12 protein-coding genes are annotated in these 13,606 nt (G+C 50.7%); 7 read left to right on the top strand and 5 right to left on the bottom strand.

Features of this window, described 5'->3' with window-relative positions; translation table 11 throughout:
- The 3 genes from AACS05_RS05820 to fes form a co-directional block, all read right to left on the bottom strand.
- A partial coding sequence (locus AACS05_RS05820) for a condensation domain-containing protein (RefSeq protein ID WP_223306977.1) occupies nucleotides 1-724 on the bottom strand: 724 nt, incomplete at its 3' end.
- Nucleotides 721-939: an MbtH family protein gene (locus AACS05_RS05815; RefSeq protein WP_045440946.1), complete on the bottom strand. Its 219-nt coding sequence runs from the start codon at nucleotides 937-939 to the stop codon at nucleotides 721-723. The genes AACS05_RS05815 and AACS05_RS05820, both read right to left, overlap by 4 nt.
- A 30-nt stretch (nucleotides 940-969) precedes the next feature.
- Nucleotides 970-2,187 carry an enterochelin esterase gene (fes, locus tag AACS05_RS05810; protein ID WP_081918184.1) on the bottom strand — a complete coding sequence of 406 codons (1,218 nt, stop codon included), beginning with the start codon at nucleotides 2,185-2,187 and terminating at the stop codon, nucleotides 970-972.
- A gap of 251 nt (nucleotides 2,188-2,438) precedes the next feature.
- Between fes and AACS05_RS05805 the strand changes: the two genes are divergently transcribed.
- Together AACS05_RS05805 and entD are read left to right on the top strand one after the other, a co-directional pair.
- Complete coding sequence (locus AACS05_RS05805) at nucleotides 2,439-4,712, top strand: TonB-dependent siderophore receptor (RefSeq protein ID WP_045440945.1); 2,274 nt, start codon at nucleotides 2,439-2,441, stop codon at nucleotides 4,710-4,712.
- Nucleotides 4,713-4,762: 50 nt separating this feature from the next.
- On the top strand, nucleotides 4,763-5,386 hold the full coding sequence (gene entD / locus AACS05_RS05800; protein WP_045440943.1) for an enterobactin synthase subunit EntD: 624 nt from the start codon (nucleotides 4,763-4,765) through the stop codon (nucleotides 5,384-5,386).
- A gap of 3 nt (nucleotides 5,387-5,389) precedes the next feature.
- Here the strand turns inward: entD and AACS05_RS05795 are convergent, their stop codons facing one another.
- Together AACS05_RS05795 and AACS05_RS05790 are read right to left on the bottom strand one after the other, a co-directional pair.
- Nucleotides 5,390-6,325 (bottom strand): transketolase family protein, encoded by a 936-nt coding sequence (locus tag AACS05_RS05795; protein WP_045440940.1) that lies wholly within the window; start codon nucleotides 6,323-6,325, stop codon nucleotides 5,390-5,392.
- The gene (locus tag AACS05_RS05790) at nucleotides 6,318-7,148 is read right to left on the bottom strand and encodes a transketolase (protein ID WP_045440938.1); all 831 of its coding nucleotides are present in this window, start codon (nucleotides 7,146-7,148) and stop codon (nucleotides 6,318-6,320) included. The genes AACS05_RS05795 and AACS05_RS05790 overlap by 8 nt, the downstream gene beginning before the upstream one ends.
- A 361-nt stretch (nucleotides 7,149-7,509) precedes the next feature.
- Between AACS05_RS05790 and AACS05_RS05785 the strand changes: the two genes are divergently transcribed.
- The 5 genes from AACS05_RS05785 to AACS05_RS05765 all read left to right on the top strand — a co-directional run bounded on the left by AACS05_RS05785 (nucleotide 7,510) and on the right by AACS05_RS05765 (nucleotide 13,598).
- Nucleotides 7,510-8,460 (top strand): sugar-binding transcriptional regulator, encoded by a 951-nt coding sequence (locus tag AACS05_RS05785; protein ID WP_045440936.1) that lies wholly within the window; start codon nucleotides 7,510-7,512, stop codon nucleotides 8,458-8,460.
- A 343-nt stretch (nucleotides 8,461-8,803) separates the two neighbouring features.
- A complete protein-coding gene (locus AACS05_RS05780) occupies nucleotides 8,804-10,324 on the top strand; it encodes an FGGY family carbohydrate kinase (RefSeq protein WP_045440934.1) in 1,521 nt (506 codons plus the stop codon).
- A 128-nt stretch (nucleotides 10,325-10,452) separates the two neighbouring features.
- Complete coding sequence (locus AACS05_RS05775) at nucleotides 10,453-11,388, top strand: D-ribose ABC transporter substrate-binding protein (protein ID WP_045440932.1); 936 nt, start codon at nucleotides 10,453-10,455, stop codon at nucleotides 11,386-11,388.
- 43 nt (nucleotides 11,389-11,431) lie between these two features.
- Entirely contained in the window at nucleotides 11,432-12,052 is a 621-nt protein-coding gene (locus AACS05_RS05770; protein ID WP_045440931.1) for a DUF2291 family protein, read from the top strand.
- A gap of 1 nt (nucleotide 12,053) precedes the next feature.
- Nucleotides 12,054-13,598 (top strand): sugar ABC transporter ATP-binding protein, encoded by a 1,545-nt coding sequence (locus AACS05_RS05765; RefSeq protein ID WP_045440929.1) that lies wholly within the window; start codon nucleotides 12,054-12,056, stop codon nucleotides 13,596-13,598.
- Nucleotides 13,599-13,606: the final 8 nt, after the last annotated feature.

The raw sequence follows: 13,606 nt of genomic DNA, 5'->3' as shown, positions 1-13,606 counted from the left end.
GAGCGGCAAGCTGACGGAATGAGCCGTCAGGTGCTGACAATTTCATGCGAATAATATCCGCAGTGGTCGCCCGTCCCGGCAGCGGTTTACTTGACAGCGATGCCGGCGGCGGTAACTGCCGTCTCTGCTCGTTCCAGAAAGCGCCATCGCGTAGATACGCGTCACTGTCGCGATATTGTTGATACTCTTCCACCACTTCGACAAATGGCGTAAAAGGCGAGTCAAGCGTCTTTTCGCCACGCTGCCATGCGCTGTAGATTGCGACTATATGGCGGGTAATTGCCGGGAAACTGAAGCCATCGACCAGCAAGTGATGGTAACGCTGATACCAATACCAGCGGTTATCTTCCACCTGAATGAGCTGATGAAAGACCAGCGATTTCCCACTATCGACGCGTAAGTCCTGCTGCAGATCGGCCTGCATTAACGCGCATGCAGCCTCATGCGGAGCGGATTTCCCGCGCAGATCGATAATCTCAGGTTCGGCAAAAGTCAGAGCAGGATCAACCCATTGCCAAACATCACCGTTATCTTCAGTAAAGCGCATGCGTAGAGTATCGGCATGCTGCTGTCCCGCAACTACGGCCTTCGCCAGCAACGGCGCATTCAGTTCCCCGGTTAATTCTACGTAGTGCGCTACGCTCCATGCCGAGGGTAATGTGGAGAGTTTTTCTGCCATCCAGATACCCGGCTGAGCCGCAACTAACGGTAAACGCTGAGTCATTCTGCCTCCTGTCGATCGGCATAATTTGCAGGCGTCAGCGTGGTCCAGTGCGCCTCCAGCCATTGTTGACATACTTCCTGAGATTGCGGTTCGCATATAACCTGCCAGCCAACAGGAAGTGAGCACTGCTGCGGCCAAAGGCTAAACTGACGTTGTGGGTTTTGCAGAATGTAAAACTGCCCCTGCGGGTTATCGAAGGGATTACTGAATTCCATACTCAACTCCTGTCGTGGAACATCGTCCGGTTAAATCGTGTCGATAAGCGGTTGCCAGAGCGTCATCAGCCCCTGCATCAATCCGCCGCGCCAGCAAAGCGCATCGTGTCCACCATCAACCTGACGCCAGAAAAAAGACCGTGAATCGGGAGGGAACTGGGCGTAAAGCCTCTGATTCGCGCAAAAAATAATCGGTTCGCGAGTACCGGCTTCCAGAACAATACGCAGGCCCCGAGCGCTTAACGCTCCCGCCTTTAGTTGTTCAATAATCACCCCATCCTGATGACTATCACGATGAGGCCACCAGTAGGAGCCGGACTGGCTGAGCACGCAGCCAAAACGTTCGGGCCAGGTCAATCCGGCGTACATCGATGACAATCCGCCAAAACTTTGCCCGGCCACCACGGTGCGCTGCGGGTCATCGCTGAACGCGGTAGTCGCCTTCACCAGTGGCAGCAACTCCTGCTGTACTGCCAACCAAAAATCAGCATTACACGGCAACTCATGGCTGCGATGAGACGTGTCGATGGCATCGATCAGGAGATAAACGGCAGCTGGAAGCTGATTGCGCTGAGTAAGTGAAGTCAGTGCTGGCCAGACGGGCATACTTTGCGCCCAAAACTGGCCATCCAGCAGAATAGCGAGCGGGCGATCCTCAGGGCTGGCCTCGCCAGTGGTAAATACCCACACGCGTCGCGTATTACCCAGCCGTGTGCTACGCCATTGCAGGCATATCGCGGGTGAGTCAGGGGTTTCAGGATAATCCCAGCCTGGCTGGACGGGCGCATCAGGCATTTCCAGCGCCGAAACCGCATGACCACGCCCGCCTTGCCAGCTTTGGGGATTGAGGGGATCGGCAATCGCCTGCGGCAACAGTTGGCGCCAACCTTCCCGAAGAGTCGCTCTGTCTGGCGTATCACCAACAGATAACGCGGCAAAAATATCGTTTCGTTCAGAGGGGATAAAGCAGTAGCTACCGCGCCAGTGAGCGCTCATAGTGGTGCTCCAGCACCAAACATTTGTACCATCAATGCGTTGCATCGACTGGGGAATGGCATTTTGATGGTGATCGGTCACACCGGTAATGTAGACCCACACATGACGAATTGCCGACGTTTTCTCCGTTCCCTGCGGATCACGCCACCAAAAGGTCACACGGTAATCACCGCTATCCTCGCGCACCCACTCAGGGCCTTGTTTTGACTGCCACCACGCTTCGCTTCCCATCATTAACGTCGTCACCGTCATAACCCCATGTTTATTGTGCAATTTTTTATTTAGGCGTGAAATATATTGATAATATTATTGATAACTATTTGCATTTGCAATAGCGTATTACCGCGCTGTGGGAAGCGCGCGCATTATTTCACCACTTATAAACCGACCTGGCGCTGCGAACTTTTCTGGAATGGATAGTTTTCGCAGATGCGGGCGACATCAGGCCTGGTGCTTCAAAACGGCACATTGGTACTCGTGGCTAAAAGAAAGCAGGACATACAATGAACAACAAGATTCATTCACTGGCCTTATTGGTCAATTTAGGTATTTACGGGGTAGCACTGCCAGCAATGGCAGAAGATAACACCGACAGCGCCGCCGTCTCTCATGAAGACACCATCGTCGTCACTGCTGCCCAACAGAACCTGCAGGCGCCAGGCGTTTCAACCATCACTGCTGATGAAATCCGTAAGAATCCTCCCGCTCGCGATGTCTCGGAAATCATCCGTACCATGCCTGGTGTTAACCTGACCGGTAACTCAACCAGCGGTCAGCGAGGTAACAACCGTCAGATCGATATTCGCGGTATGGGACCAGAAAACACCCTGATCCTGATCGACGGTAAGCCAGTCACCAGCCGCAACTCCGTACGTCAGGGCTGGCGCGGCGAGCGCGATACCCGTGGTGATACCTCCTGGGTACCCCCGGAAATGATTGAGCGCATTGAAGTACTGCGTGGCCCTGCTGCTGCACGCTACGGCAACGGTGCGGCGGGCGGCGTGGTGAATATCATCACCAAAAAAGGCAGCAACGAATGGCACGGTTCCTGGGATACCTATTTCAACGCCCCGGAACACAAAGACGAAGGCTCGACCAAACGTACCACCTTTAGCCTTAATGGCCCGATGGGTGGGGATTTCAGCTTCCGCCTGTACGGTAATCTCGATAAAACCCAGGCCGACGCATGGGATATCAACCAGGGACATCAGTCAGAGCGTACCGGCACCTATGCCAACACGTTACCTGCCGGTCGCGAAGGTGTGATCAACAAAGACATCAACGGCGTTGTACGCTGGGATTTCGCTCCACTCCAGTCACTGGAACTTGAAGCCGGGTATAGCCGCCAGGGCAACCTGTACGCTGGCGACACCCAAAACACCAACACCAACCAACTGGTGAAAGATAACTACGGTAAAGAGACCAATCGTCTGTACCGTCAAAACTACTCCCTGACCTGGAACGGCGGCTGGGATAACGGCGTTACCACCAGCAACTGGGTGCAGTATGAACATACGCGTAACTCCCGTACGCCGGAAGGTTTAGCCGGGGGTACAGAAGGGATCTTTGACCCGAACGCATCGCAAAAATATGTTGATGCCGATCTGAACGATGTCATGCTGCACAGTGAAATCAGTATTCCGCTGGATCTGCTGGTTAACCAAAATCTGACGCTCGGTACCGAATGGAACCAACAGCGTATGAAAGACATGCTGTCCAACTCGCAAACCTTTATGGGCGGCAACATCCCTGGCTTCAACAGCACCGATCGTAGCCCGTATTCCAAAGCGGAAATTTTCTCCCTGTTTGCTGAAAACAATATGGAGCTGACCGACAGCACCATGCTGACCCCGGGCCTGCGTTTCGACCATCACAGCATTGTGGGCGATAACTGGAGTCCTTCTCTGAACCTGTCACAAGGTCTGGGTGATGACTTTACCCTGAAAATGGGGATCGCTCGCGCCTACAAGGCACCAAGCCTGTACCAGCTCAACCCGAACTATATTCTGTACAGTAAAGGTCAGGGTTGCTATGCCACCGGAGCCGCCAGCGGCATTGGTTGCTATATGATGGGCAACGATGATCTAAAAGCAGAAACCAGTATCAACAAAGAGATTGGCCTGGAGTTCAAGCGCGATGGCTGGCTGGCCGGCGTAACCTGGTTCCGCAACGATTACCGTAACAAGATCGAAGCCGGTACCACGCCATTTGACAGAACGTCCATCACCAATAAAGGCAAGACAACTTACACCGATATCTATCAGTGGGAGAACGTGCCTAAAGCGGTGGTCGAAGGTCTGGAAGGGACGTTGAACGTACCAGTGAGCGAAACCGTTAACTGGACGAACAACATCACTTACATGCTGCAAAGCAAGAATAAAGAGACCGGCGAGCGCCTGTCGATTATTCCAGAATATACGCTGAACTCTACCTTAAGCTGGCAGGCTCGCGAAGATTTGTCATTGCAGTCTACCTTCACCTGGTATGGCAAACAGCAGCCGAAAAAATACGATTACCAGGGTAAACCGGTTACCGGCAGCTCCGCAAATGAGGTGAGTCCGTACAGCATTGTCGGCCTGAGCGCGACCTGGGATGTGATGAAAAATGTCAGCCTGACCGGCGGCGTGGATAACGTCTTCGACAAACGTTTGTGGCGTGCAGGTAATGCCCAAACCACTGGCAGCACGACCGACGTTTCTTATATGGCAGGTGCAGGTGCGTACACCTATAACGAGCCGGGTCGTACGTGGTACATGAGCGTTAACACGCGCTTCTGATAATATTTTTCCCTCTCCTCCTGGTGAGGAGAGGGAATTTGTCAAAGACAATGCGCACAACACACACACCACTTCCCTTTGCAGACCACACGCTGCATCTTGTCGAATTTGAGCCCGACAGCTTTCACGAGCACGATTTACTCTGGCTCCCCCATCACGCACAGCTAATCTCTGCCGGACGGAAGCGAAAATCAGAACACCTGGCGGGGCGTATTGCCGCAGTCCATGCCCTGCGTGAATATGGCATCAAAAACATCCCCGGCATCGGCGACCGTCGCCAGCCCCTGTGGCCAGAAAGTTTGTTTGGCAGTATCAGTCATTGCGAACACACGGCGCTTGCCGTCGTATCTTCATATCCGGTTGGCGTGGATATGGAACGCATTTTTACGCCACAAACCGCAGCGGAGCTGGCAAGCAGCATAGTGACTGATAAAGAAAAAGCATGGATGGTAGAGAGTGGACTGCCCTTTGAACAGGCGCTCACACTGGCTTTTTCCGCCAAAGAGAGCGCCTTCAAAGCGACCCCAGCTTTACAACAGGTAAACGCCGGGTTTTTGCAATATCAAATTGTCAGCGTTCAGAAACAGCAGTTGCTCCTGCTGACACCCGCCCGGACATACCGTGTGCAGTGGCTGTTTTCAGACAGCCACGTTATCTCCCTGGCGACAGATTAGTATTCAAAGTATTTCACGTGCCAGAGTGGCAATCGCCTGCGCGTCAAATCCGTGGTACTGACGCAGCCAGCCACGATCGGCTGCTGCAGCATACTCACCATCAGGGATCCCTAACCGCCTCAGAACCGCTCCCTCCCCTGCTTCTGCCAACACTTCTGCCACCAGACTTCCCAGACCACCATTAACGTTATGCTCTTCCACGGTAATCACCGCTTTACAGCCCTGTAATGCAGATAAAAGCGCTTTCGTATCACACGGTCGAATTGAAGGTACACTGACCACCGTCGCCTGAATACCGGAATCAGCCAACAGCGCGGCAGCATCAACGATTTCATGCACTGTCGAACCTGTCGCCACCAGCGCTACATTGCCTCCTTCACGCAGCGTCACCACCGCCCCTGGAACAAAACGATAACTCTCGTCATGGAGCTCCGGAAGTGCTTTCCCGTCAAGACGGATATAAACCGGCCCCTGATAACCGATGGCGTAGTCGATAACCTGACGACATTCACGCGGCGAAGATGGGGCAAAAATCTGAATGTTGCCGAAGCCGCGCATAATGGCAATATCATCAATCGAGTGGTGAGTACTCGCCAGCGGACCATAGCTGGCACCTGCGTTAAGACCAAATAACTTCACATTAGTATTGTTGTAACAAACGTCGACCTTAATTTGCTCATTGGCACGTGAGATCAGGAATGGCGCGGCATTACAAGTGACAGCCACCTTACCGCCGAGGGCCAAACCAGCCGCCGTTCCAACCATGCTTTGTTCGGCAATACCCACATTCACCAAACGCCCTGGAAACTGCTTAATGAAGGGGGCGATTTTTGCGGTTGATGTAGAGTCGGCGACTACCGGCACCAGATCGACACCACGTTCTACTGCGTCAATAAATGCCTGGACCATAACGTTTGCGAGGTGCTCTGCATTACTCATCTTTCAGTTCCTCCAGTGCCAGTTCAATCTCTTCACCTTTCGGTACGCGGTGGTGCCATTCGGGACGCCCCTGAATAAAGGAGATACCTGCGCCTTTCGTGGTATTGGCAATAATGACATTAGGTTTCCCCTCCTGCTTCAGGCCATCCAGCGCAGCGACAACAGACGTCATGTCATTCCCCTGACATTCCATAACATTCATGCCAAAAGCCAACCATTTATCTGCCAGAGGATCGGTATTCATAATTTCTCGGGTCGGCCCAGCCAACTGGAGATTATTTTTGTCGTTGATAATGATTAGATTATCCAGACCATAATGAGCCGCAGCCAGTGCCGCCTCCCAGTTACTTCCCTCAGCTAGTTCACCGTCACCGGTAATTAAAAAGATACGGCGGGTGCTGTTGCTCTTCTTCGCTGCTAACGCCAATCCGACCGCAACAGGTAAACCATGGCCCAACGCGCCTGTATTCAGTTCAATGCCCGGTGTTTTCTGGCGAACGGGGTGTCCGGGGAGATGGGAATTGGCATGTTGATACGTTTCCAGCCAATCGATGGGGAAATAACCCGCCTCCGCCAGGACACAGTAGTAACACCCTACCGCATGCCCTTTAGACTGGATATAAACGTCGCGCTCTTCATCATTGATACGATCCGGGGCAACATTAAGAATTCGGAAATAGAGCGCTGTCAGCAGTTCGACCTGAGAGAGGTCTGCGCCAGTATGTCCCCCCGCAGGGCTGTTAGCATTCAGTCTAACGATGTGGCGGCGTACAGCTCGCGCTTTGCGCTCAAGTGTCTGGACATCATAGTTGTAGGGATTCATTTAATACCTCTGAATTTATTTTCAATATGGAATATTTATTCCATCAGGGACTAAAAAAACCAGAAATCCCCAGGCGTTGCATCACAAGGCTTGCGCGCTGCGTCATACTCAGGAACATTCTGCCTCCTTACCGCATGCAAACTGATGCCGGGTAATATTCAGTTGACCTGAAATCATCATGAATATATATTCACTGATGACTCTTTATTCAATTATGCGACCCATTTTCCATTTTTGTCCATAGCTGTTTTTGAGTATTGGTTAAAGTTAGAGCTTTATCACACTTAACTGTCTTCATTTTTCGCGTATGATAAAACACTCTAAGATAATGGCGGTACGTAAATGATTTTCGGGGAAATATATGGCTAAGCAGGATGAACAACGGCTATTGGTTAAAATCGCAACCCTTTACTATCTTGAGGGACGCAAACAATCCGATATTGCTCAGCTTCTCTCGCTTTCTCAGTCGTTTATATCCCGAGCCATCACTCGCTGCCAAAAAGAAGGTGTGGTAAAAATCAGCGTCGTCCAGCCCTCAAATATCTTCCTGAATCTTGAGAAAGGCATCGAAGAACGCTACGGGCTGAAGCAGGCAATTGTGGTGGATACGGAAGAGGATGCCAGTGATTACACCATCAAGCGGGCCATCGGCTCTGCCGCCGCACACTACCTGGAAACACGCTTGCGGCCCAAAGATCTGGTAGGGGTATCTTCATGGAGTTCAACAATTCGCGCCATGGTTGATGAAGTCCACACCCAAAATCTTAAAGCAGGTGGCGTTATTCAACTACTGGGTGGTGTAGGACCTAACGGTAACGTACAGGCTACCATTCTGACACAGACACTTGCTCAACATTTGAACTGTGAAGCCTGGTTACTTCCATCACAAAGCATCGAAGGCTCGGTCGAAGAGAAAAATCGCCTCATCGCCAGTAAAGACGTCGCTGACGTCATTTCTCGCTTCGATAATGTCGATATCGCTATTGTTGGTGTCGGTATTCTGGAACCTTCTCAGTTACTGAAAACCTCAGGTAACTACTATCACGAAGATATGCTGCAAGTCCTGGCCGATCGCGGTGCCGTTGGCGATATTTGTCTGCACTACTATGACAAAAATGGTCAACCGGTATTAACGGATGATGAAGATCCGGTTATCGGTATGGCCCTCGACAAAGTGAAAAAATGTCCGAATGTGGTGGCACTGGCAGGAGGAACGGATAAGGTTGCCGCGATTAAGGGTGCGCTGAATGGCGGCTATATCGACGTTCTGATCACCGACTATCCTACCGCCCGCATGTTGATAACAGGCTAATCTTAACTTCCAACCAGGCCTGTGTGTTGTGAGCACCTGACACAAAGGCCATCATAAAACTCTTTAATTTCAATAAACTGAAAGGATTCACCTTCTCATAATTTTTGCTGCGAGTGGGTATTCCCTGGTCAGGCTAAGTGTGATTACCAGCACAATTGATGATTTTTTCTGTAGCTCAACAGCCAGATTGTGGCTAAGGTATTAAATAAATAATCAATACCGAATATATATTCACAAATTAAAGATTCGATATGTCACAACTGAACCTGATGAAGTAATGACGCGACAATGAGGGAGAATTTCCCTACAACGCCGGGACGCAATGTGACTCAGGAGATAATCTATGTGTGCAGCGAAGAAAGAGTTCATTATTGCGCTGGATGAAGGCACGACCAATGCGAAAGCAATAGCGCTTGATGATCAGGGCAATGTCGTCGCAAAGTTTTCCCAACCACTGGCCATTCATACTCCGCGAGAAGGTTGGGTTGAACAATCCGGCGAAATGTTGATTGACGCTTCTATTGACGTCATTGCCAAAGCGGTGAATCACGTTGGGGCAGAAAACGTGGCAGCACTGGCGATCAGTAATCAGCGAGAAACCGCGATTGGCTGGTATCGTCATACAGGTAAACCACTGAATTCAGCCATCACCTGGCAATGTACCCGCAGTGCAGCTTACTGCGAGGCACTGCGCCAGGATAATAAAGAGCAGTTGATTAAAACAACGACAGGCCTGCCAATAGCCCCATTGTTCTCAGCATCTAAAATGCGCTGGCTGCTGGAATCGGTGACCGATGGCCCACTGCTCGCGGAACAGGGACTAATTTGTCTTGGAACAATCGATAGCTGGCTGCTGTGGAACTTAACCGGTGGTGAAGCTTTCTCCTGCGACTATTCCAATGCTGCACGCACACAGTTACTCAATCTGCACACCGGAGAATGGGATGACACCATGCTGTCATTGTTCCATATTCCTCGCGCCGCATTGCCGGAAATCAAACCATCGAGCGGGTTATTTGGTCACACCCGTGGACTGAATGGGATCCCGGACGGCATTCCGGTGATGTCGATGGTCGGTGACTCACACGCCGCTTTGTTCGGCCATGCTCTCGGCGAGATGGGATGCGTTAAGGCCACGTACGGCACAGGTTCTTCTGTAATGGCTCCAGTGAAATCCGCGCAGAGTGATATTGGTGCGCTGGCTACCACTATCGCCTGGCACGATGGCGACAGCATCATTTACGGCCTTGAAGGAAATATTCCACACACCGGCGATGCAGTTGCGTGGATGGCGGAAAGCACCGGACTCAGCGAACTGCCTGACGCCGAACTAACTCACGAGCTGAATACCCTTCCAGAGTCTGTTGAATCAACGCTCGGCGTGTACTTTGTCCCTGCCCTCACCGGGCTAGGCGCGCCCTGGTGGAACGACAGCGCCCGCGGCGTTATCTGCGGACTCAGTCGGGGTGTAAAGCGGGCGCATTTAATTCGCGCCGCGCTCGAGTCGATTACTTACCAAATCGCCGACGTCGTGGTCACTATGCAACAGCATAATGATTTTAGCCTGTCAGCATTGATGGTTGATGGCGGACCAACCAGGAATGACTGGTTAATGCAATATCAGGCAGATCTATTGGGTTGCCCTGTGATGCGCAGCGATGTACCGGAACTTTCGGCCATTGGCGCAGCATTACTGGCGCGTAAAGCACTTCACCCTGGATCGCTCACTGATTTAAAAGCCTTTTTAACCGTACACAGCAAATTTCAGCCCGACATGGCCCGTCATCACCGTCTGCAAAAAAGGTGGCAAGAATGGCGTCATGCGGTAGACAGAACATTATGGAAACCGGCCTCGTCCGTCTGACGCCTTACCAGGGAAAATACGTGACGATTTTTTACCAACGATAAAAGGAGAACTCCGGCCCATAAAAGAATTCAGGCTTTACGTTGTTTCACCGTACCCGACAATAACAACACAGAGAGAACATTGTCATGAAATTACGTTTAACGCTGCTAACCGCTGCAACCCTGACTGCTTTGTCTTTTACTGCCCATGCCGCAGATAAAGGGACAATCATGATTATGGTTAACTCACTGGATAACCCTTATTACGCCTCTGAGGCAAAAGGTGCCAGTGAAAAAGCGCAAGAGTTAGGTTACAAAACCACGATTCTTTCGCACAGTGAAGATGTTAAAAAACAGAATGAATTAATCGATACCGCCATCGGCAAAAAAGTCCAGGGGATTGTGCTGGATAATGCAGACTCAACCGCCAGTGTTGCGGCAATTGAAAAAGCAAAAAAAGCAGGTATTCCTGTCATATTAATCAACAGGGAAATTCCGGTTGATGATGTTGCGCTTGTACAAATCACCCATAATAACTTCCAGGCTGGTTCTGAAGTGGCCAACGTATTTGTTGAGAAGATGGGCGAAAAAGGCAAATATGCCGAATTGACCTGTAACCTTGCTGATAATAACTGCGTTACTCGCTCTAAGTCCTTCCACCAGGTTATTGATCAGTTCCCGGACATGACCAGCGTCGCCAAACAGGATGCAAAAGGTACGCTTATCGACGGTAAACGTATTATGGACAGCATTCTGCAGGCACATCCGGACGTTAAAGGTGTCATCTGCGGTAACGGTCCTGTAGCGCTTGGCGCCATCGCCGCGCTCAAAGCAGCCAACCGTAGCGACGTTATTGTCGTTGGCATTGATGGCAGCAACGACGAACGCGATGCGGTAAAAGCAGGAACACTACAAGCCACGGTGATGCTTCAGGCTCAGGCGATCGCTGCACAGGGCGTCACGGACCTGGATAACTACCTGCAAAATGGCGTAAAACCAGCTAAACAACGCGTCATGTTCCGCGGCATTCTCATCACTAAAGATAACGCAGATAAAGTACAGGATTTCAATATCAAATCCTGATCTCGGGTTATTGCGCCTCTCGCGAGGCGCAAAGGAGAATATTATGACTAAAAAAGCCTGGCTGGCGCTGGCCGTATTGACCGTCGGAGGATGTCGCATCGTCTCTCAGCAAGAGCTGGCGGATCTCAAATCTCCACCAAACCCAAATATGGCGAATATAGACCAAACGTGGCAAAGCAAAATTGTCCCACAAATTGTTGGACAGGCTCGTCCGGTAGCTGAATTAATGGCCGCGTTGCAAACCGAGCCAGACATTGATAGCGCCTGTAAAAATCTTGGCTACCGTTCCCAGGAAGAAAACCCCTGTATCTTTTACGTGAAAGTAGAGGGGCCAATTAGTCATCTTGATACCACTTCCCGCAGTGGAAAAATGACTATCACGGATAAAAGCGGCAGCAATATTATCGTACAGATAGGCCCAACCCTGCGTGGTACGCAATTACGCGATGCCTATAAAGGTGCCAGCTATGGCGACTTCAACGACCAGGTATTATTTGGCGAATATGGTCGGGCCATTAACGAACAAGCGATAAAGATGATTCAAGCGTCGCAACTTAAAACTGGTGAATTAACACAAGTCTATGGTGTTTTTTCTTCATGGGATATTCCGCAAACGCTCCCGGATATTACACCGGCAAAAATAGAAAAGATGAGGGGACAGTAAAATGCAACAGCAAGATATCGTCGCTCCCCATCCAGTCGAATCAGAAGTTATTATCGAAACCCGCGATCTGTCACGCGTCTACCCTGGGGTAGTCGCATTAGATAGCGTTAATTACCGGGTATATCGTAATAAAGTAAACGTGCTGATCGGAGAAAATGGTGCCGGTAAATCCACCATGATGAAAATGCTTGCTGGTGTTGAAAGCCCATCGTCCGGTCAAATCTTTCTGGACGGCAAGCCAGTTTCCCTGAACTCAACTCATCAGGCTGAAAAACAGGGTATTAGCATTATTTTCCAGGAATTGAATCTATTCCCAAATATGAACGTCATGGACAACATCTTCATGGCTAATGAGTTCTTTCAGAAAGGGAGAATTAACGAAAAGTACCAGTATGCATTGGCTAAATCTTTACTGGAAAGACTTGAGCTGGAAGTTGATCCGTATACGCCCCTGGATGAACTCGGGATTGGCCACCAGCAACTGGTTGAGATTGCCCGTGCCCTTTCAAAAGATACGCGCGTTCTAATTATGGACGAACCAACGTCAGCCCTCAGCCAGTCTGAGGTAAAGGTGTTGTTCAATGTGATTGAGCAGCTCAAGCGGCGTGGCGTTACCATCATCTATATATCTCATCGTCTTGAAGAACTGATGGAAATTGGTGACTACATCACTATCTTCCGTGATGGTCGATTTATCAGTGAAAGAACGGTCAGCGATGCCAGCATTCCATGGATCATTGAGCAAATGGTTGGCGATAAGAAAAAACATTTCGATTATCAGCCTGCACCAAAAGGTGACACGATCCTTACTGTTCAGGGGCTCACAGCGCTCCATCCCAGCGGCGGCTATAAGCTCAATGACGTAACATTTAGCTTAAGTAAAGGTGAAGTGATTGGAATCTACGGTCTGCTGGGCGCAGGACGTACAGAACTGTTCAAAGGCCTGGTTGGACTGATGCCTTGCCAGAGTGGGAATGTTCAGCTCAACGGTGAATGCATTAATAAAGCCCACTTTCAGTCCCGACTGAAAAAAGGGCTGGCGCTGGTACCAGAAGACAGACAGGGCGAAGGAGTCATTCAGATGATGTCAATTCAGTCCAACATGACGCTGTCTGACTTCAGCCTGAAAGGATTTCGCCGTGCCTGGAAATGGCTCAACCCGCATAAAGAACAGGCCAGCGTGAAGAATATGATCCAGCAGTTGGCCATCAAAGTCAGCGATCCCGAGCTGCCTATCACCTCATTGAGTGGAGGCAACCAGCAAAAGGTTGTGCTCGGCAAAGCATTAATGACGCAACCACAAGTGGTCTTCCTCGATGAACCTACTCGCGGCATCGATGTAGGCGCCAAAACTGACGTATATCACCTTATCGGCAAAATGGCTCAGCAAGGGCTGGCGGTGATGTTCTCCTCATCAGAGCTGGACGAAGTGATGGCGCTGGCGGACCGCATTCTGGTGATGGCCGATGGCCGCATTACCGCAGATGTCCCTCGCCATGCGGTCACTCGCGAGAAATTGATCGCGGCTTCTACACCTCAAGATTAATCAGGCTG

The organism is Citrobacter sp. S-77 (assembly GCF_963864895.1).
GTDB classification, from domain to species: domain Bacteria; phylum Pseudomonadota; class Gammaproteobacteria; order Enterobacterales; family Enterobacteriaceae; genus Citrobacter; species Citrobacter murliniae.
The sequence above is the reverse complement of the archived record's forward strand: the minus strand, read 5'-3'. Positions and strand labels throughout refer to the sequence as shown.

Bases quoted from the DNA above. Each gene is read 5' to 3' on its own strand.
- AACS05_RS05815 (WP_045440946.1), bottom strand. From the start codon at position 939: ATGGAATTCAGTAATCCCTTCGATAACCCGCAGGGGCAGTTTTACATT.
- fes (WP_081918184.1), bottom strand. From the start codon at position 2,187: ATGACGGTGACGACGTTAATGATGGGAAGCGAAGCGTGGTGGCAGTCA.
- AACS05_RS05805 (WP_045440945.1), top strand. From the start codon at position 2,439: ATGAACAACAAGATTCATTCACTGGCCTTATTGGTCAATTTAGGTATT.
- entD (WP_045440943.1), top strand. From the start codon at position 4,763: ATGCGCACAACACACACACCACTTCCCTTTGCAGACCACACGCTGCAT.
- AACS05_RS05795 (WP_045440940.1), bottom strand. From the start codon at position 6,325: ATGAGTAATGCAGAGCACCTCGCAAACGTTATGGTCCAGGCATTTATT.
- AACS05_RS05790 (WP_045440938.1), bottom strand. From the start codon at position 7,148: ATGAATCCCTACAACTATGATGTCCAGACACTTGAGCGCAAAGCGCGA.
- AACS05_RS05785 (WP_045440936.1), top strand. From the start codon at position 7,510: ATGGCTAAGCAGGATGAACAACGGCTATTGGTTAAAATCGCAACCCTT.
- AACS05_RS05780 (WP_045440934.1), top strand. From the start codon at position 8,804: ATGTGTGCAGCGAAGAAAGAGTTCATTATTGCGCTGGATGAAGGCACG.
- AACS05_RS05775 (WP_045440932.1), top strand. From the start codon at position 10,453: ATGAAATTACGTTTAACGCTGCTAACCGCTGCAACCCTGACTGCTTTG.
- AACS05_RS05770 (WP_045440931.1), top strand. From the start codon at position 11,432: ATGACTAAAAAAGCCTGGCTGGCGCTGGCCGTATTGACCGTCGGAGGA.
- AACS05_RS05765 (WP_045440929.1), top strand. From the start codon at position 12,054: ATGCAACAGCAAGATATCGTCGCTCCCCATCCAGTCGAATCAGAAGTT.